Source organism: Pseudomonas sp. SWRI111 (assembly GCF_014268555.1).
Lineage (GTDB): Bacteria > Pseudomonadota > Gammaproteobacteria > Pseudomonadales > Pseudomonadaceae > Aquipseudomonas > Aquipseudomonas hamedanensis.
This window is the reverse complement of record NZ_JABWQQ010000005.1, coordinates 97,200-115,596: the sequence shown is the minus strand read 5'-3', so window position 1 is coordinate 115,596 and position 18,397 is coordinate 97,200. Positions and strand designations below refer to the sequence as shown.

13 protein-coding genes are annotated in these 18,397 nt (G+C 61.1%); 4 read left to right on the top strand and 9 right to left on the bottom strand.

Going from position 1 to position 18,397, the window contains the following annotated elements:
• Positions 1-208 precede the first annotated feature (208 nt).
• Genes HU755_RS08740 through HU755_RS08730 form a run of 3 tightly spaced genes read left to right on the top strand, consistent with a single transcriptional unit; the run spans position 209 to position 3,187 of the window.
• A complete protein-coding gene (locus HU755_RS08740) occupies positions 209-2,332 on the top strand; it encodes a bifunctional diguanylate cyclase/phosphodiesterase (RefSeq protein WP_186631607.1) in 2,124 nt (707 codons plus the stop codon).
• A 45-nt stretch (positions 2,333-2,377) separates the two neighbouring features.
• Positions 2,378-2,872, top strand: coding sequence for a M48 family metallopeptidase (locus HU755_RS08735; protein WP_186549295.1), 495 nt, complete (start codon positions 2,378-2,380; stop codon positions 2,870-2,872).
• 18 nt (positions 2,873-2,890) lie between these two features.
• Positions 2,891-3,187, top strand: a complete 297-nt coding sequence (locus HU755_RS08730) for a helix-turn-helix domain-containing protein (protein ID WP_186549293.1) — start codon at positions 2,891-2,893, stop codon at positions 3,185-3,187.
• 114 nt (positions 3,188-3,301) lie between these two features.
• On the opposite strand, the gene HU755_RS08725 is transcribed toward HU755_RS08730, so the two are convergent.
• The gene (locus tag HU755_RS08725) at positions 3,302-3,754 is read right to left on the bottom strand and encodes a GNAT family N-acetyltransferase (RefSeq protein ID WP_186631603.1); all 453 of its coding nucleotides are present in this window, start codon (positions 3,752-3,754) and stop codon (positions 3,302-3,304) included.
• A 255-nt stretch (positions 3,755-4,009) separates the two neighbouring features.
• Here HU755_RS08725 and HU755_RS08720 point away from each other — a divergent pair, with 255 nt between their 5' ends.
• Positions 4,010-4,747 carry an ABC transporter substrate-binding protein gene (locus HU755_RS08720; protein ID WP_186631599.1) on the top strand — a complete coding sequence of 246 codons (738 nt, stop codon included), beginning with the start codon at positions 4,010-4,012 and terminating at the stop codon, positions 4,745-4,747.
• Positions 4,748-4,848: 101 nt separating this feature from the next.
• On the opposite strand, the gene yccS is transcribed toward HU755_RS08720, so the two are convergent.
• From yccS to betB, 8 genes are all read right to left on the bottom strand, one after another.
• Positions 4,849-7,041, bottom strand: coding sequence for a YccS family putative transporter (gene yccS / locus HU755_RS08715; RefSeq protein ID WP_186631597.1), 2,193 nt, complete (start codon positions 7,039-7,041; stop codon positions 4,849-4,851).
• A gap of 230 nt (positions 7,042-7,271) precedes the next feature.
• A complete protein-coding gene (locus HU755_RS08710; RefSeq protein WP_186631594.1) occupies positions 7,272-8,450 on the bottom strand; it encodes an NAD(P)/FAD-dependent oxidoreductase in 1,179 nt (392 codons plus the stop codon).
• A 153-nt stretch (positions 8,451-8,603) separates the two neighbouring features.
• Positions 8,604-9,989: an ATP-dependent RNA helicase DbpA gene (dbpA, locus tag HU755_RS08705; RefSeq protein ID WP_024014613.1), complete on the bottom strand. Its 1,386-nt coding sequence runs from the start codon at positions 9,987-9,989 to the stop codon at positions 8,604-8,606.
• Positions 9,990-10,268: 279 nt separating this feature from the next.
• Positions 10,269-11,696, bottom strand: a complete 1,428-nt coding sequence (mdtD, locus tag HU755_RS08700; RefSeq protein ID WP_186549281.1) for a multidrug transporter subunit MdtD — start codon at positions 11,694-11,696, stop codon at positions 10,269-10,271.
• Between the two features lie 188 nt (positions 11,697-11,884).
• The gene (locus HU755_RS08695; RefSeq protein WP_186631591.1) at positions 11,885-13,222 is read right to left on the bottom strand and encodes a TldD/PmbA family protein; all 1,338 of its coding nucleotides are present in this window, start codon (positions 13,220-13,222) and stop codon (positions 11,885-11,887) included.
• A complete protein-coding gene (locus HU755_RS08690) occupies positions 13,222-14,664 on the bottom strand; it encodes a TldD/PmbA family protein (protein WP_186549277.1) in 1,443 nt (480 codons plus the stop codon). The genes HU755_RS08695 and HU755_RS08690 overlap by 1 nt, the downstream gene beginning before the upstream one ends.
• Before the next feature lie 280 nt (positions 14,665-14,944).
• Positions 14,945-16,648 carry a choline dehydrogenase gene (gene betA, locus HU755_RS08685; protein WP_186631588.1) on the bottom strand — a complete coding sequence of 568 codons (1,704 nt, stop codon included), beginning with the start codon at positions 16,646-16,648 and terminating at the stop codon, positions 14,945-14,947.
• A gap of 209 nt (positions 16,649-16,857) precedes the next feature.
• Positions 16,858-18,330, bottom strand: a complete 1,473-nt coding sequence (gene betB / locus HU755_RS08680; RefSeq protein ID WP_186631585.1) for a betaine-aldehyde dehydrogenase — start codon at positions 18,328-18,330, stop codon at positions 16,858-16,860.
• Positions 18,331-18,397 lie beyond the last annotated feature (67 nt).

Here is an 18,397-nt window from a genome sequence, read left to right as displayed (position 1 = left end):
TCCGGCGGATGATTGACGTCAACATCCTGTCGAAATGCCATCTTCGCCGGTTTTAGGGGTCTTCAGGCGCGACCGTTAGTCGGCTGGAGGAAACTTTGGCGAAATGATGGCGGGATGACAGCTTCTGCTTTAGCGGATCCACGACTAGAGTGAAGGCTCAGTATGTTTATGGTTTTTGCCGGCTACCGGTCCCGATAAGAGAAGCAGCATGGAATGCGCGCAACCCCAGCCAGGTGAAGGCAGATCGGTCCTATTGATCGTCGACGATTACCCCGAAAATCTGATCAGCATGCGAGCCTTGTTGCAGCGGCAGGACTGGCACGTCATCACCGCCGCCTCCGGTTTCGAGGCGCTCAATCTTTTGCTCGAACACGACGTCGACCTGGTGCTGCTGGATGTGCAGATGCCGGGCATGGACGGCTTTGAAGTCGCACGGCTGATGCGCGGCAGCCAACGCACGCGCCTGACCCCGATTATTTTCCTGACGGCCAATGAGCAATCCCAGGACGCGGTGATCAAGGGCTACGCCAACGGCGCCGTGGATTACTTGTTCAAACCCTTCGACCCGCAGATTCTCAAGCCGAAAGTGCAGGCGCTGCTGGAGCATCAGCGCAATCGCCGCGCCTTGCAGCGCTTGAGCCATGACCTGGAGGTTGCCCGTGCGTTCAACGCCTCGGTGTTGGATAACGCGGCCGAAGGGATTCTGGTGCTGGCTGAGGACGGGCTGATCCGCTTTGCCAATCCGGCGATTTCGCGGTTGCTCAATGCGCCGGTGAGGGAGCTTGAAGGGCGGGAGTTTCTTGATTATCTGCAGAAACCGCACATCCCGGTGTGGGCCGATTGTGACTTTTATGCCAGCTACAAGCGTGGCGAGACGCTGAGGCTGCACGATGCCTTGCTGCGCACTGCGCCCGGTCAGCAGGTGCCGGTGGCCTTGTCCTGCGCTGCGTTGCCAGCGGAGCAACACGCCATGGTGGTGACGGTGTTGGACATGTCGGTGGTGCGTCATCTGCACCAGCAACTCGAATTCCAGGCCGTCACCGATCCGCTGACCGGTTTGCTCAACCGCCGTGGTTTTTATCAAACCGTGGAGAACCTGCTGCTGCGCGGCGAGCGCAGTGACAGCAGTTGGGTGCTCTTGTATCTGGATCTGGACGGTTTCAAACGGGTCAATGACTCGCTCGGTCACGATGCCGGCGACCGCGTCCTGCGCTGGGTGTCCGAACAGTTGAAAGCCTGTCTGCGGCCATTCGACATTCTGGCGCGCATGGGCGGCGATGAATTCACCGCGCTGCTGGACCTGGAGTTTCCCGAGCAGGCGGCGAAGATCGCCGAAAAACTCATCGAACGGGTTTCGGTCTGCCAGCAGATCGAAGGCCTGGACATCGCGCTCGGTGCCAGCATCGGCATCGCCACGTATCCGGACTGCGGCTCGAACCTCGATGGCTTGCTGCGCGCCTCTGACATTGCCATGTACGAAGCCAAGCGGGCCGGGCGTCAGCAGTATCGTTTCTACGACCCTGAAATGAACGGCCGGGCACGCTCGCGGCTGATGCTTGAAGAAAGCGTGCGGGCCGCCATCGACAATCGTGACTTCAATCTGGTCTATCAACCGCAGGTGGCTATCGGCAGCGGTGTGATTCGTGGCTTTGAAGCCTTGTTGCGCTGGCAGCATCCGAGCGTTGGCGACGTGCCGCCGGGGTTGTTCCTGCCGTTGCTGGAAGAGGCTCGGTTGATCAGTCGCCTCGGTAGCTGGATTTACCATCGTGGCGCCGGCCAGCGCAAAGCCTGGGAATCGCTGTTTGGTGAAGATCTGGTGCTGGGCGTAAGTTTGAGCAACACCCAGTTCAGCCTGCCGAATCTGGTCACCGAGCTGCGCCAGGTCATGGAGCGGCACGCCTTGCAACCCCGGCAGCTCGAGGTGGAGATCACCGAAGAGGCGCTGATGCAAAACCCGGACGAGACCCGCAAGCAACTGCGTCTGTTGCGCAATCTCGGTGTGCGCGTGGCCCTCGATGACTTCGGCTCCGGCCCGTGTTCGCTGGCGCATCTGCGCGATCTGGAACTGGATACGCTCAAGCTCGACCGTCGCCTGATCGCGCGCTTGCCTGATTCGTCCAGAGACGCTTCGCTGGTCAGTACGGTACTCGCGCTGTGCAGACAATACGGCTTGCTGGTGATCGCCGAAGGGGTCGAAACCCTTGAGCAATACCACTGGCTGCAAGCCCATGGCTGCGAATATGTGCAGGGTTTCCTGGTCGCGCGTCCGTTGATGGCCGAAGACGCCGCTCGCTTCGTCGAACCGTTTGACTGGAGCGCAGTGCCCGGCTGAATTCGCTACACTGGCGCACCTTTTTTCGAACCGTGCTGCCCGTCCATGACTGTATTGAAGTACCTCCAGGCCTATCCCGAGCGTTTGCAGGATCAGGTGCGCCAACTGATCGCCGAAGGGCGCCTGGGTGATTACCTGGATCAACGCTATTCGGGGCGGCATGACGTGCAGAGCGACAAGGCGTTGTACAGCTACGCACTGGATCTCAAACAGCAGTACATGCGCAACGCCCCAGCCATCGACAAGGTGCTGTTCGACAACCGCCTCGACCTGACCCACCGTGCGCTGGGTCTGCATACCACGGTCTCGCGGGTGCAGGGTGGCAAGCTCAAGGCCAACAAGGAAATCCGCATCGCTTCGCTGTTCAAGGATGCCGCGCCGGATTTTCTGAAAATGATCGTCGTGCACGAACTGGCGCACTTTAAAGAGTCGGATCACAACAAGGCGTTTTATAAGCTGTGCGAACACATGCTGCCGGGGTATCACCAGATCGAGTTCGATCTGCGCGTGTACCTGACGTGGCGCGATATGCAGGCTTGATCAAGCAGGAAGGTGTGGATGGACGTCAGCAAGACCAAAAGCAGTTTCTACCGTCGTTTGTACGTGGCCTGGCTGATCGACAGCGGCCTGGCGCCGAGTGTGCCCGCGTTGATCGAAGTCACTGGCATGCCCCGGCGCACGGCGCAGGACACCATCGCCGCGCTGGCCGATCTGGACATCGTTTGTGAATTCGAGCAGGAAGAGGGCGCGCGCAACCATGCGGGCCGCTATCGGATTCGCGAGTGGGGGGCGATTGATCGGGGGTGGATAGAGCAGAATTTGCGGCAGATCAAGACTGTCCTCGAATATCCCTGAGTCCCGCGGTGATCGGGCTGACGCCTTCGCGAGCAAGCCCGCTCCCACAGTAGACCGAGTTCTTCAGAAAAATCCGGTCAAAATGTGGGAGCGGGCTTGCTCGCGAAAGGGCCCTCAAGAACGACGCATGCCTATATGCGGGATGCCATCTTCCAGATACTCCTCACCCGCCACGTCAAACCCGTACTTGCCGTAATACCCCTGCAAATGCGCCTGTGCCGACAGATAGATCGGCACCTGCGGCCAGTGCTTCTCGGCCTGTTTCAGCGCCTGCTCCATCATCGCGTGCCCCAGCCCTTTGCCGCGACCGGCGGGCGCGGTGATCACGCGGCCGATGATTACGTCACCGCCCTGGGACTCCGGATCCAAAAGGCGCAGGTAAGCCATCAACTGATCATCCTCCCACCCCATCAGGTGGTGGGTGTCGCCCTCCAGATCCTGACCGTCGAGATCCGGGTAGGCGCATTTCTGTTCCACCACAAACACGTCCGAGCGTAGCTTCAAAACCGCGTAAAGCTGCTCTTTGCCCAGATCGCTGTGATGTTTGCAGATCCACTCGATAGTCATTTTCCGATTCCTTGAACGTGTCGGCCGATACTAAGCGCACTCGCCGAAGATGTCTGTATGGCGTAAGCGTCGGGGACAAAGGTCAAAATGCCATCATTCCTTTCGCGCAGTCATGCCGACTTTGTGTAATCTGCTGGTGAGCACTGCGCACCGGCTTGCATGAGCTAATGTTCAACGCTTGGGTTTTGCCGGTAAGGGGCCTTGGATTTTGACGTGAAGACACGTCGGGCAGACGCCCGCTGAGGATGTTCAAGCATGCTGCGATTGCTGCAAGTCGTTGCTTTGATCGGATTGTTGCTGCTGGCCCAGAGCGCTGCGGCGCAGAAGCTGCGGCTGGTGTTCGATAACTGGCCGCCCTTTACCGACGACGCGCTGGTCAACGGTGGCCTGGCCACCGACATTGTCAGCACTGCGCTGGCCCGCTCCGGCTATGCCAGCGGTTATGAACAAGTGCCTTGGGCGCGGGCGTTGCTGGGGATTGGCGAAGGGCGTTACGACGTGCTGGTCAACGCCTGGTACAACGACGAGCGCACCCTGATCGGCCAGTTCTCTGGCGAATACCTGACTAACCGCATTCGCTTCCTCAAGCGCAAGGACACTCCGGTCGAATACAGCAATCTGCAACAGCTGCACACTTATCCGATTGCGGTCGTGCGTGGTTATGCGTACTCGGCGCCGTTCGATGCCGACACCGCGCTGCAGAAAGTCCCTGTGCATAACTTCGCCATGGGCGTGCGCATGCTCGCGGCGGATCGGGTCAAGCTGACGCTGGAAGACGAGTACGTAGCGAAATACTACCTGGCGCGGGAATCGGCCAAGGTGCGGAACTCGGTGGAGTTTCTACCCAAGCCGTTGAGTGAGAACAGCCTGCATATCCTGGTCAGCCTTAAGAACCCGCAGCATGAGCAGATTGTGGCCGGGTTTGATCGGGCGATTGCCGAGATGAAGACCGACGGGACTTACGAGAAGTTGTTGCGACGACATGGGATGTGAGGGCTGATCCGGCCTTTGGCTGATGGCGTCTTCGCGAGCAGGCTCGCTCCCACAGGGGATGCATTTCAAATTGTGGGAGCGAGCCTGCTCGCGAAGGCCTTTCAGCCAGCGCTGACCTCACTGGTGTCCTTGATCAGATGCGCCGCCAACGTGCGCAACGGCCCCAACTGCCGGCAAATCAGCGCCAACTGTGTTTGTACCAGACGCTGGCCCTCATCGATTTCATCGGGCATCTGCTCCAGCTCATTGGCCAGTGCTTCCTCTTCATCGCTTTGAATCGCGACCGGCTGTTTGCTCGCCAGGCCTTGGGCGATCTCGTCGATGCTGGCGGCCAGTTTCGCCCCGGCGCCTTCGATCAAGTGTTCGCGCACATCGGCCGGCAGTTGCGTCTCGCGGTGCGCGCCCAGCCCCGACAGATAACTGAGCAGCGTGTGCGACAGCACCAGAAAGCGGAAGCCGACATCGGCTTCCTTACGGAAATGCCCTGGCTCCATGAGCATATTCGCCAGTGTCGTCGACAGTGCCGCATCGGCGTTGTGCGCATTGCGGCGGGCCAGTCGATAGGCGAGGTTGTCGCTTTTGCCAGCGGCGTATTGCTGCATGATCTGGCGCAGATAAATGCTGTTGCAGGTCAGGGTGTTGGCCAGCACTTTGTTCAGGCGCCGACCTTGCCAGTCAGGCAGGAACAGGAACACCGCCAGCCCCGCAATCAGGCTGCCCAGCAAGGTATCGAACAGCCGTGGCAGGAACAGCCCGTAACCGTCGCCCACCTGATTGAAGCAGAACAGCACCATGATGGTGATCGCCGCCGTCGCGAGGGTGTAGCGGGTGGTGCGGTTGGTAAAGAACACTACCCCGGCGGCGATGGCAAAACATGACTGCACCAATGGGTTGGGGAACAGATCGAACAATGCCCACGCCACGGTCAGGCCGATCGCCGTGCCGATAATCCGCTGGCCGAGTTTGCGCCGCGTCGCGCCGTAGTTCGGCTGGCAGACGAACAGCGTGGTGAGGATGATCCAGTAGCCTTGCGAAGGGTGGATCAGATGCACCATGCCGTAGCCGATGCTCAGCGCCAGTGGCAGGCGCAGGGCATGGCGGAACAGCAATGAGGTCGGCGTCAGTTGCGTACGCAGGCGAATCCATACGTCTTTGAGATTGCGCGGCGAGCGGTCGAGCAGGCTGCTGTCGGTGGCGTCGGCGAGGGCGTCGGGGTTGCTCGCGTCGCTGAGCAGACGGTCTAGGGTGCCGAGGTTGGTTGCCAGTGCGCGCAGCGAGCGCAGCAGGCCGCGCCACGCCGGATTGCTCTGGATGCGCAGGTGTTCAAGCGAGGCGTCGAGGTCGCTAAGGGCCTCGGCAAAACTGGCGTCATAGGTGAACGGTTGGCGCATCTGAATCGATTCGGCCAGCGCGCGACAGGCCTTGCCCTGCTGGCGCAGCAGACGCTGGCAGCGGAACAGCACGTCGCTGTGAAAGAACGCCTCGGCCAAGGCGTTGTAGGGATAGTGCGACGAGCTGGCGCGTTCGTGAATGTCCTGTGCGAGGAAGTACAGCTTGAGGTAGCGGCTGACTTTCGAGCCGGGGCGGCCGTTGCCGACCCGGTGCAGAATGATTTCCTTGGCCGTATTGAGCGCGGCGACCACGCGCCCATTCTGTTGCGCCAATTCGAGGCGTCGAGCCTCGACGTCCATTTGCCTGATCGGCTCGAACAGCGAGGATTTCAGCTTCAGGTAAAAACCCAGCTCACGGAACAACCGCGCCAGGCTCTGCTGCACCGGCTGATTGGAAAACAGCGCCTGCCACAGCACCGAGAGCAGGCCGTACCACGCCGCGCCGGCCACCAGCAGCATCGGTTCATGCCAGAAGTCGGTGACTGCGCCGCCACGCTGGTCGACGCCGATCATCGTGTACACCGAGAGAATCAGCGTCGCCGAGGCAATCGCCCCATAACGTTCGCCCAGTGCACCGAGCATGGTCAGGCCGAAACTGGCCAGTGCCAGGGCCGCGGCAAAAATGATCGGGTAGGGGAAGAGCAGCTCCACCGACAGCGCGGCGATGCTGAAACACACCAGCGTCACTGCCAGCGCATTGAGGCGACCCTGCCAACTGTCGTCGGTCTCGGCCAGGGCGCTGGCGATGATTCCCAGGAATAACGGGATCAGCAGGCCCATTTCATCCTGATACCAACACAGCGCCATGCTGCCGGTCAGGGCGATGAATACCCGCACGCTGTAGCTGAATTTATCCAGCGCCCACAGGCGCCGCAAAGACTGACGAAACGAGGTCGAGGACATGAAGTGCGAAGGCCTTCCGAGGCGATGCCGCTAAATTGAGCCAGTAATGACGCCGACGCAATGGCGCCGAGCACATCTGACAGCAAAAAGTGTTCCTTACTGCATCACACATGACAAATGTAGGAGTGAGCCTGCTCGCGATAGCGGTGTGTCTGTCACCGAATTTATTGGCTGACAGGCCGCTATCGCGAGCAGGCTCACTCCTACAGGGTTTTGTATTTGGCCTTGAGTTAAGCGTACTGCGCAGCAGCGTAACCGGAGGCCCAGGCCCATTGAAAATTGAACCCGCCCAGATGCCCGGTGACATCCAGCACTTCACCAATGAAATACAGGCCGGGGCTCTTCAACGATTCCATGGTCTTGGACGAGACCTCACGGGTGTCGACGCCGCCCAGGGTCACTTCAGCGGTGCGATAGCCTTCAGTCCCTGCCGGCACAACCTTCCAGCTGCCGAGCTTCTCGGCGATATGTGCCAGTTCCGCGTGGGTGTACTGCTTCATCGGCTTGGAGACAAACCAGCTGTCCGCCAGCAGATTGGCCATTTTCTTGGTGAAGATCTCGCCAAGCAGGGTTTTCAGCTCGCTGTTCGGGCGCTCGGCGACTTGCTGTTGCAGCCATGTGGCGGCGTCGTGATCCGGCAGCAGGTTGATCTCGACCGTGTCGCCGGGTTCCCAGAACGAGGAAATCTGCAGGATCGCCGGGCCGCTGAGGCCGCGATGTGTGAACAGGAGGTTTTCGCGAAAGCTCTGGTCGTTGCAGCTGACCAGACAATCCACCGACGTTCCGGACAGCTCGGTGCACAGCTCCTTGAGCTGATCGGTGATGGTGAACGGCACCAGGCCGGCGCGGGTCGGCAGCAGTTCATGGCCGAACTGTTTCGCCACTTGATAACCGAATCCGGTCGCGCCCAGGGTTGGAATCGACAGGCCGCCGGTGGCGATGACTAGCGATTGGCATTGAATCTGGCCGAGGGTGGTGTCGAGCAAATAGCCGTTGTCGACCTTTTCAATCGTCTGGATCGACGTGTCGAGGTGCAGCTCTACGCCTGCCTGATCGCATTCATCGAGAAGCAGGCCGAGGATGTCGCTGGATTTGTTATCGCAGAACAGCTGGCCGAGTTTCTTCTCGTGGTACGGCACGCCGTGTTTGCCGACCAGACCGATAAAGTCCCACTGGGTGTAACGCGCCAGTGCCGATTTGCAGAAATGCGGATTCTGCGAAAGGAAATTGCTCGGCTCGGTGTACATGTTGGTGAAATTGCAGCGGCCACCGCCCGACATGAGGATCTTCTTGCCGGCCTTGTTCGCATGGTCGAGCAACAACACTTCGCGCCCACGCCCGGCGGCGGTCAGGGCACACATCAAGCCGGCGGCGCCAGCGCCAATGATCACGACTTCGGTAGAGCGCAAAACGGTGTCCTCTTGGTGGGTCACTACAAAACAAACTGTGGGAGCGAGCCTGCTCGCGAAAGCGTTGTGTCATTCAACAATGATGTCGACTGACAGATTGCATTCGCGAGCAGGCTCGCTCCCACAAGGGATCTCCTATGGATGGGAGATCGCTTACAGAATACGCACCCGCAACGAACGGCCCTTGATCTTGCCGTCGTTCAGGCGCTGCAAGGCCTGCATGGCGACGGTGCGTTCCACGGCCACGTAGGCCTGGAAATCGAAAATCGCAATCTTGCCAACCTGAGCGCCGGGAATGCCGGCTTCGCCTGTGAGCGCGCCGAGAATGTCGCCCGGACGCACTTTGTCCTTGCGACCGGCGCCGATGCACAGGGTGGTCATCGGCGGTTGCAGCGGTGCCAGGCCCTGAGACTTCAGGTTGTCGATCTGATCCCAGTTCAGCGGTGCTTTCTGCAGTTGTTCGATGGCTTGCGCACGGTGTGCTTCGGACGGCGCGACGAGGCTGATGGCGATGCCTTTCTCGCCCGCACGACCGGTACGGCCGACGCGGTGAATGTGGATTTCCGAATCGCGCGCCAGCTCGACGTTGATCACCATGTCCAGCGCGTCGATGTCCAGACCACGTGCCGCAACGTCGGTGGCAACCAGTACCGAAGTGCTGCGGTTGGCGAACATCGCCAGCACTTGATCGCGATCGCGCTGTTCCAGATCGCCGTGCAGGCCGACCGCAGAAATGCCTTTGGCGGTCAGGTGATCGACGGTTTCCTGCACCTGTTGCTTGGTGAAGCAGAACGCCACGCAGGACGCCGGACGGAAATGGTGCAGGACTTTGGTCACCGCGCTCATGCGCTCTTCCGGGGAAATCTCGTAGAAGCGCTGCTCGATCTGCGTGTCGTCATGGAAGGCTTCAGCCTTCACGGTCTGCGGGTCGCGCATGAATTTCGACGCCAGTTGCTTGATGCCCACCGGGTACGTCGCGGAGAACAGCAGGGTCTGACGGCGCTCCGGGGTCTTGATGATGATGTCTTCGATGGCGTCGTAGAAACCCATGTCGAGCATGCGGTCGGCTTCGTCGAGAATCAGCGTGTTCAGGCCATCGAGCACCAGCGAACCCTTGCGCAGGTGCTGCTGAATGCGCCCCGGGGTGCCGACGATGATGTGCGCGCCGTGTTCCAGCGAAGCGATCTGCGGACCGAACGACACGCCACCGCACAGGGTCAGGACCTTGATGTTGTCTTCGGCACGGGCCAGACGGCGGACTTCCTTGGCGACCTGGTCGGCCAACTCGCGGGTCGGGCAGATCACCAGCGCCTGGCAACCGAAGTAGCGCGGGTTGATCGGGTTGAGCAGGCCGATGCCGAACGCGGCGGTCTTGCCGCTGCCGGTCTTGGCCTGGGCGATCAGGTCCATCCCCTTGAGGATCACCGGCAAGCTCTGCGCCTGGATCGGCGTCATCTGGGCATAACCGAGTGATTCGAGGTTAGCCAGCATGGCGGCGGACAGCGGCAGAGTATTAAAAGCGGTGGCGATGGTGGTCACGGGACTGGCCTGCAAAACAAAATGTCGCGCAGTGTAGCAGCCCCGTGATGATTTCCTCGACAGTTCTGGACGAACAGCGATTGAACCCGAGGCAGGGAATTACCTGTGGCGAGGGGATTTATCCCCGTTGGGGTGCGTAGCGCCCCCCAAAAAAGATGAATGCGATCAGCCTGACTGGCCGAGGCGACAGCAGAAGCAGAGGGGCGCTACGCACCCCAACGGGGATAAATCCCCTCGCCACAGTAGTCCTTCAGCAGCTCCAGAAGTCCTTTGGCAGAATCAGTGCTCGATGTGCTCTTCAGGACGCTTGGCGCGGCGGCCGTCTTCCTTCGACAGCTGCGAGAAAATCGTCGCGGCGAGCATGGCCATGATGCCGACGGTGACAAAGGTCAGCTGGAACGCGCCGAGTACGGTTTCCACGCCATCGTTGCCGACCTTGGCGGTGAAGCCGCCGAGCAGCGCACCGGCACACGCCACGCCGAGGCTCAGCGACAGTTGCGCCACCACCGACAGCAAGCTGTTGCCGCTGCTGGCGCTGGCATCGTCAAGGTCGATCAGCGTCACGGTGTTCATCGCCGTGAATTGCAGCGAGTTGATTGCCCCCAGCACCGCCAGCAGGCACAACAGCAGCCAGTACGGCGTCTGCTCGCTGACCAGGCCCATGCTCGCCAGCATGATCCCCAGTGCCAGGGTGTTGCCGGTGAGCACGATGCGATAGCCGAGGCGTTCGATCAGCGGTCGTGCGACCCACTTGGCAACCATCGCCGCAGCGGCCAGCGGCAACATGCTCATGCCGGCCTGAGACGGCGAATACCCCAAGGCCACTTGCAGCAGCAACGGCACCAGAAACGGCAGGGCGCCGCTGCCCAGACGCGCGAACAGGTTGCCGAGAATGCCGACGGCGAAGGTGCGGGTCTTGAACAGCGACGGCGCGAACAGCGGATTCTCGATATGCCCGGCGCGCAACCAGTACGCCGCCAGACAGGCCATGCCGGCGAACAGCAGCAACATCACCCGCAGGTGCGGCAAGTGCAGTTCGCCGAGGCCTTCCATGGCGATGGTGATAAGGATCATCGCCGCGCCAAACAGCAGGAAGCCGAGGCTATCGAAGCGCGTGCGCTCAGTGCCGCGCAGGTCGGGAATGAATTTCCACACCGCGTAGCAACCGATCACCCCGACCGGCAGATTGATCAGGAAGATCCAGTGCCACGTCAGGTATTCGACCATCCAGCCGCCCATGGTCGGACCAATCAGCGGGCCGAGCAGGCCGGGGATGGTGATGAAACCCATGATCCGCACCAGTTCCGAGCGCGGATAGGCGCGCAATACCACCAACCGCCCGACCGGCAACATCAGCGCACCGCCGAGGCCCTGAATCACCCGTGCACCGATCAGCATGCTCAGGCTGCTGGACAAGGCGCACAGCAGCGAGCCGAAGCTGAACAGCAGAATTGCGCCGAAGAAGATTTTCTTGGTGCCGAAGCGGTCGGCTATCCAGCCTGAGGCCGGGATCAACAGGGCCACGGTGAGCATGTAGGCAATGATCACGCCCTGCATGCGCAACGGGTCTTCGGCCAGATCGCTGGCCATGGCCGGCAGCGCGGTGTTGAGAATCGTCCCGTCGAGGGACTGCATGAAAAACGCAATGGCCACCACCCACGGCAACCAGCGGGCGGTGATGGCGTCGAGAGGCGGGCGGTTGGGCATGGAACCTCTGATGGGTGGTTAATCCAGATTTTGTTCAAACATGAAACCCTGTGGCGAGGGGATTTATCCCCGCTGGGTCGCGCAGCGGCCCCAAAAAAGCGGGACTGCTGCGCAGTCCATCGGGGATAAATCCCCTCGCCACAGTTTCTATTCCAACAGTTGATCCCTGTGTGCCGGGGATCTTTGTTTTACAGCGTTAGGGTCAACCGGCTGATCAGCGCCCCTGGCAGCAGCGATGACGATGTATTGCGCTGGCTGTAGGTACTCGCCGACAGCAGTAATTCGCGCTCCGTGGTCAACGCCTCAAGCTGCGAACCGAGCAGGCTGTAGGCGCTATCGTCGAAACGCATGGTGCTGACCGGTGCCTGGATCTCGCCGTTCTCGACCCAGAAGGTCGCGAAGCGGGTCATGCCGGTCATGCGCGCCGCCGGTTGATCCGAGTAGTTCAGGTACCACAGATTGCTGATGTACAGCCCGGTGCCCAGCTCTTTCAATATCTGTTCTTGCGACAGATCACCGGCCGCCATGTTCAACGCACTGGGCATTTCGCCGCCGCCCGCGCCGTTGGCCGCCAAACCGTATTCGGCCGCACTGCGCGAACCGACCAGTTGATCGCCGGCCTGGCCTTCGATGATCAGCCGCAGATCGCTGCGCGGATAACCTTCTGCGGAAAACGCCGGGCTTAGCGATTCGCTGACCTTTTCATCCAGCGACACCAACGGGCTGAACGCCTGATCACCGACATACAGTTTCTGCAACGGACTGCTCTTGCTGGCGATCGACTGCGCCGAGAAGCCGCCCCAGCTGAGCATGCCCATGATTTCTTCCAGCGCTGCCGGTGCCAGATAGGCGCGATACTGACCTGGCGCCAAGGTGCGCAACGGACGACCAAGAAACTCCAGTTGCTCGCGTGCCTGAGCGAAACGCCTGGCGAAACCTTCATCGCTCCAGTCGTGGCCGGCGTAGCTGGCTTTTACCGCTTCGCCGTTTTCGTGAAACAGACTGAAGTCGAAATTGAAACTGTTGGCCTCATGCCAGCCAAACGCACCCGCCGAACTGGCGAAACCCCGGCTGATCGGGCCGGCCGCGTAAAAACCGACCAAATCCAGACCTTCAGCGGCCGCGCAGATTTGGGCCACGACATCTTCGGTATCCGGCAGCGGATGCGCTTGTACATGCGTACTCTGCCAGCCGTTGTGATTGAGCAGCAGATACGGATCCTGCGGCAGCAATGGCAGGGTTTCGCGCAGTTGTTGCAGGCCTTCGGCAAGACGTTGCAGGTCGGCTTCCTGGTCCCCGGACAAGGTGATCTGCAAGTCGGCGTGACGACCGTCGTTGATCAGTTTCAAGCCGACATTGGCCTGCTGCACCTGCCCGGCCTGGCGCACCTTGGCGTGATTGAAGCGCACGAACGCCGAGGCTTCGGCGGCGTAGCTGAGCGTGAATTGTTCCGGCTCGCGCACACTGTCGCGCAGCCAGTCGACCATGACCTTGAAGGCGTCGGACTGACGCTTGGAAATGTTCATCAGGCGTCTCCCCCAAACACATCAATGTTGCTGAATACGCAGGCCGGCGAAGCATGGCCGACGCGGATTACCTGGTTCGGTTCGCCCTTTCCGCAGTTCGGCGTGCCGAGCACCTTGACGGTGTTGGCGTCGCCGACCGCGCGCAGGCTTTTCCAGAAGTGCGCGGAAATTGCCCGGTAGTTGGGATTTTTCACCACGCCTTTAAGTTCACCCTTCTCGATCAACTGGCCCCATTCGCAGCCGAACTGGAATTTGTTGCGCGCATCGTCGATCGACCACGAACGGTTGGTGCTCATCAGAATGCCGTGTTCGATACCGCCAATCATCTGCTCCAGCGTCTGATCGCCCGGCTCGATATTGAGGTTGGCCATGCGGTCGATCGGCGGCCGGTTCCAGCCGCAGGCGCGGCTGTTGGCAACGCCGTCGAGGCCGGCGCGATACTGCGACAGCGCCCCGCCCAATGGGCGCAGCAGCAGGCCATCGCGAATCAGGAATTGTTTGCTCGCCGCGGTGCCGTCGTCGTCATGGCCGTAGCTGGCGAGTTCTTCAGGAATGCCCGGATCGAAAGTTACGTTGAGCAGGTTCGAGCCGTATTGCAGGCTGCCGAAATCGCTGGTCTTGACGAAACTGGTGCCGGCGTAATTGCGCTCGTCGCCCAAAATCCGGTCGAGTTCCAGCGGATGGCCGATGGACTCGTGGATCTGCAACATCATCTGGTCCGGCATCAACAGCAGATCGCGCGGGCCTTGCGGCGTATTGGGGGCGAGCAACAATTGCAGCGCCTGATCGGCGACTTGCGGGCCGGCGCCGACCAGGCCGCAGCGGCTGATCACATCGGCGCCGCCCTGTTGGCCGAAGTTTTCACGGCCCAGGCTGCGGGTCTGGCTGTCGTTGCCGTCGTAGGCGGTGACGTCGAGGCTCGGGTAGACGAAGCGCTGGGCCTGACGCAGTTCGGCGCCTGCGCTGCTCAAATAAATCTGCTCGACGTGGGTAATGCCGATGCTCACCTGCCAATTGACCAGGCGCTCGTCCTTGGGCACCGAGGCGGACTCCGCACCGAGCAGTTCGAAGCATTCGCTCAGGGACGGGAAGGGCTGTTCCAGGTTGGGGGAAAAATAATCGGCGCGGTCGCTTGAGACCGGTTGCTCGCGCAGGTCGAGCAGGGCATGCGGCTTGAGCCGGCGTGCCTGCTGTTCGGCGCGTTCGAGGGCCGCTTGCAGGCCTTGCTGCGACAGGTCGTTGGTCGCGGCGTAGGCTTCGACGCCATTGACGCGCACGGTGAGCATCGCCCCTTCGTCCCGGCTCAGGCTCGGCGGTTCGGCGACATTCTTGCGCACCGACAGGTACTGCCCGGATTCGCGCACATAGCGCAGGGAAAAGAATTCAGCGCCCGTGCGCAAGGCAGCGAAGCGCTGCTTGAGCTGGGGGTGGAAATCGAACATTCGGGAACCTCCTTGTAGGGGGAAGCGGTAGAGCGACGGCGGGGCGGGGTGAAACGGTTGCGCGAGGTCTAGAGTAGGCCTGCGTGGGGGTAGGATCAAGTGAAGAGGGGGTGTAGGGGGATTTACTTGAAACAGAGGGATTTGTGCTGAATGGTAGGGCCTCATCGCGAGCAGGCTCACTCCTACAGTTAATCGTCAGTGTCCACAGAGTTTGTGTTCACTGGAGAATCCTTGTAGGAGTGAGCCTGCTCGCGATCAGCCTTGATGCGGTGTAACTGGATTACTGAGTAACCGGGGTGATATCACGCATCGGCTTGCCCTTCACCGGCGCGCCGTTCGCCACGTAGTAAGCCGCATTGCTGCGTGGCAGCGGCTTGCGGCCGCGGATCTTGTCGGCGATTTTCTCGGCCATCATGATCGTCGGCGCGTTGAGGTTGCCGGTAGTGATGATCGGCATGATCGAGGCATCGATCACGCGCAGGCTTTGCATGCCATGCACACGACCTTCGCCATCGACCACGGCCATCTCGTCGGTGCCCATCTTGCACGAGCAGGACGGGTGGAACGCGGTTTCGGCGTGCTCGCGGATAAACTTGTCGAGCTGCTCATCGGTTTGCACTTCAATGCCCGGGCTGATTTCGCGGCCACGGAACGCGTCCAGTGCCGGCTGTTGCATGATTTCCCGGGTCAGGCGGATGCCGTCGCGGAATTCCTGCCAGTCCTGCTCGGTGGCCATGTAGTTGAACAGTATGCTCGGGTGCTGGCGTGGATCCTTGGATTTGACCTGGATGCGACCACGGCTCGGCGAACGCATGGAACCCATGTGCGCCTGGAAACCGTGTTCTTTCACACCGTTGCTGCCGTTGTAGTTAATCGCCACCGGCAGGAAGTGGTACTGGATGTTCGGCCATTCGAATTCCGGACGCGAACGGATGAAGCCGCCGGCCTCGAACTGGTTGCTGGCGCCGATGCCGGTACCGTTGAACAGCCACTCGGCACCGATCGCCGGCTGGTTGTACCAGAGCAGCGACGGGTACAGCGAAACCGGTTGGGTGCAGGCGTATTGCAGGTACAGCTCAAGGTGATCCTGCAGATTTTCGCCAACGCCCGGCAGGTCGTGAACCACCGGGATGTCGAGGCTTTCCAGCAGTTTCGCCGGGCCGACACCGGAGCGCTGCAGAATTTGCGGCGAGGCGATGGCGCCGGAGCACAGCAGGACTTCCTTGCGCGCCTTGGCTTCAACGCGCTCTTCGGCGTCGCCAATCAGGTAACGCACACCGACCGCGCGCTTGCCTTCAAACAGGATCTTGTCGGTCAGAGCGTGAGTGACGATGGTCAGGGTCGAACGCTGCTTGGCGATGTCGAGGTAGCCACGCGCGGTGGAAGCACGACGGCCATTCGGCGTCACGGTGCGGTCCATCGGGCCGAAGCCTTCCTGCTGGTAGCCGTTCAAATCTTCGGTGCGCGGATAACCGGCTTGCACGCCGGCTTCAACCATGGCGTGGAACAACGGATTATTGCCGGCTTTCGGCGTGGTCACGCTGACCGGGCCGTCGCCACCGTGGTAATCGTTCGGGCCGATGTCACGGGTTTCGGCTTTGCGGAAGTACGGCAGGCAGTCGAGGTAGGACCAGTCTTCCAAGCCCGGCAGTTTCGCCCAGCCGTCGTAGTCCATGGCGTTGCCGCGGATGTAGCACATGCCGTTGATCAGCGAAGAACCGCCGAGGCCCTTGCCGCGACCGCACTCCATGCGACGACCGTCCATGTGTGGCTCTGGATCGGTTTCGTAAGCCCAGTTGTAGCGACGACCCTGCAACGGGAACGCCAGCGCCGCCGGCATTTGCGTGCGGAAGTCGAGGCGGTAGTCCGGGCCACCGGCTTCGAGCAGCAGCACGGTGACGCCTTCGTCTTCAGTCAGACGGGTCGCCAGGGTGTTACCGGCCGAGCCGGCGCCGATGATGATGTAATCGAATTCTTGGGACATTGAATGCACCCTCTTTGAAGTTGGTCAGGTCAACTGTGACCGCGCACCTGTGGCGAGGGGATTTATCCCCGTTCGGCTGCGCAGCAGTCGCAGAGTCAGCGACTGGGTTCTGTCTGGAGAATTGCAGTGTCTGGGTGAGGGGGCTGCTTCGCAGCCCAACGGGGATGAATCCCCTCGCCACAAGGGCCCCACCCGGACTCTGGGTCAGATCAGAACACCGAGACGTAATCGCCCAGCTCGACCTGTACCGATTTGATGCGGGTGAAGTTGTTCAGCGAGCTGATTCCGTTTTCACGGCCCACGCCCGACTGCTTGTAGCCGCCGACCGGCATTTTCGCGTCGGACTCGCCCCAGGCGTTGATCCAGCAGATACCGGCTTCCAGTTGATGAATCACGCGGTGCGCGCGGTTCAGGTCGCGGGTGACGATACCGGCGGCCAGGCCGAAGTCGGTGTCGTTGGCGCGGCGGATCACTTCTTCTTCGGTTTCGTAGGAGAGGATCGCCATGACCGGGCCGAAGATTTCTTCGCGCACGATAGTCATCTCGTCGGTGCAGTCGGTGAACACGGTTGGCGCAACGAACGCGCCCTTGGCGAATTCGCCATCGGTCAGACGACCGCCGCCGCACAGTACGCGGGCACCTTCTTCCTTACCTTTTTCGATGTAGGACAGCACGCTTTCCATGTGGGCGAAGCTGACCAGCGGGCCGAAGTTGGTGTTTTCGTCTTCCGGGTTGCCGACGCGGATGCGTGCAACGCGCTCAACGATCTTGGCTTCGAACGCGGCTTTCAGGTGCGCCGGGACGAATACACGGGTGCCGTTGGTGCAGACCTGACCGGAGCTGTAGAAGTTGGCCATCATCGCGGTGTCGGCGGCGCGATCCAGATCGGCGTCGTCGCAGATGATCAGCGGCGACTTGCCGCCCAGTTCCATGGTCACGTCCTTGAGCGACGAGGCCGAGGCGCTGGCCATGACTTTCTTGCCGGTGTCGGTGCCGCCGGTGAAGGAGATTTTCTCGATGCGCGGGTGCTCGGTCAGCCAGGTGCCGACTTCGCGGCCGCTGCCGGTCAGCACGTTGAACACGCCGTTCGGCACGCCGGCTTCGGTGTAGATCTCGGCCAGTTTCAGAGTAGTCAGCGAAGTGACTTCGCTTGGCTTGAAGATCATCGCGTTACCGGCGGCCAGCGCAGGTGCGGATTTCCACAGGGCGATCTGGATCGGGTAGTTCCACGCACCGATACCGGCAACCACGCCCAGTGGCTCGCGACGGGTGTAAACGAAAGAGGTGTCACGCAGCGGGATCTGCTCGCCTTCGATGGCAGGCACCAGGCCTGCGTAGTATTCCAGCACGTCGGCGCCGGTGACGATGTCGACGTACTTGGTTTCGGAGAAGGATTTGCCGGTGTCCAGGGTTTCCAGCGCGGCCAGCTCATCGTTGCGCTCGCGCAGGATGTCGACGGCGCGACGCAGGATGCGCGAACGCTCCATGGCGGTCATCGCGGCCCAGATTTTCTGGCCCTTTTCGGCGCTGACCACGGCGCGCTCGACGTCTTCCTTGGTTGCACGTTGCACCAGCGCGAGGACTTCACCGTTCGCCGGGTTGATGGCTTCGAAGGTGGCATCGCTGCCAGCGTCGGTGTACGCGCCATCGATGTAGAGTTTTTGCAGTTCGAAACGGGCCATAGTGTCCTCGCAAGTGCATTGGTGGTTGGCGTTGCCCACCGCGATCACGCTGCGGTGGAGTTCAGGG

Coding starts and splice junctions, on each gene's coding strand:
- HU755_RS08730 (WP_186549293.1), top strand. CDS start 2,891: ATGGACGTCAGCAAGACCAAAAGCAGTTTCTACCGTCGTTTGTACGTG.
- HU755_RS08735 (WP_186549295.1), top strand. CDS start 2,378: ATGACTGTATTGAAGTACCTCCAGGCCTATCCCGAGCGTTTGCAGGAT.
- HU755_RS08720 (WP_186631599.1), top strand. CDS start 4,010: ATGCTGCGATTGCTGCAAGTCGTTGCTTTGATCGGATTGTTGCTGCTG.
- yccS (WP_186631597.1), bottom strand. CDS start 7,041: ATGTCCTCGACCTCGTTTCGTCAGTCTTTGCGGCGCCTGTGGGCGCTG.
- HU755_RS08725 (WP_186631603.1), bottom strand. CDS start 3,754: ATGACTATCGAGTGGATCTGCAAACATCACAGCGATCTGGGCAAAGAG.
- mdtD (WP_186549281.1), bottom strand. CDS start 11,696: ATGCCCAACCGCCCGCCTCTCGACGCCATCACCGCCCGCTGGTTGCCG.
- HU755_RS08690 (WP_186549277.1), bottom strand. CDS start 14,664: ATGTTCGATTTCCACCCCCAGCTCAAGCAGCGCTTCGCTGCCTTGCGC.
- betA (WP_186631588.1), bottom strand. CDS start 16,648: ATGTCCCAAGAATTCGATTACATCATCATCGGCGCCGGCTCGGCCGGT.
- HU755_RS08740 (WP_186631607.1), top strand. CDS start 209: ATGGAATGCGCGCAACCCCAGCCAGGTGAAGGCAGATCGGTCCTATTG.
- betB (WP_186631585.1), bottom strand. CDS start 18,330: ATGGCCCGTTTCGAACTGCAAAAACTCTACATCGATGGCGCGTACACC.
- HU755_RS08695 (WP_186631591.1), bottom strand. CDS start 13,222: ATGAACATTTCCAAGCGTCAGTCCGACGCCTTCAAGGTCATGGTCGAC.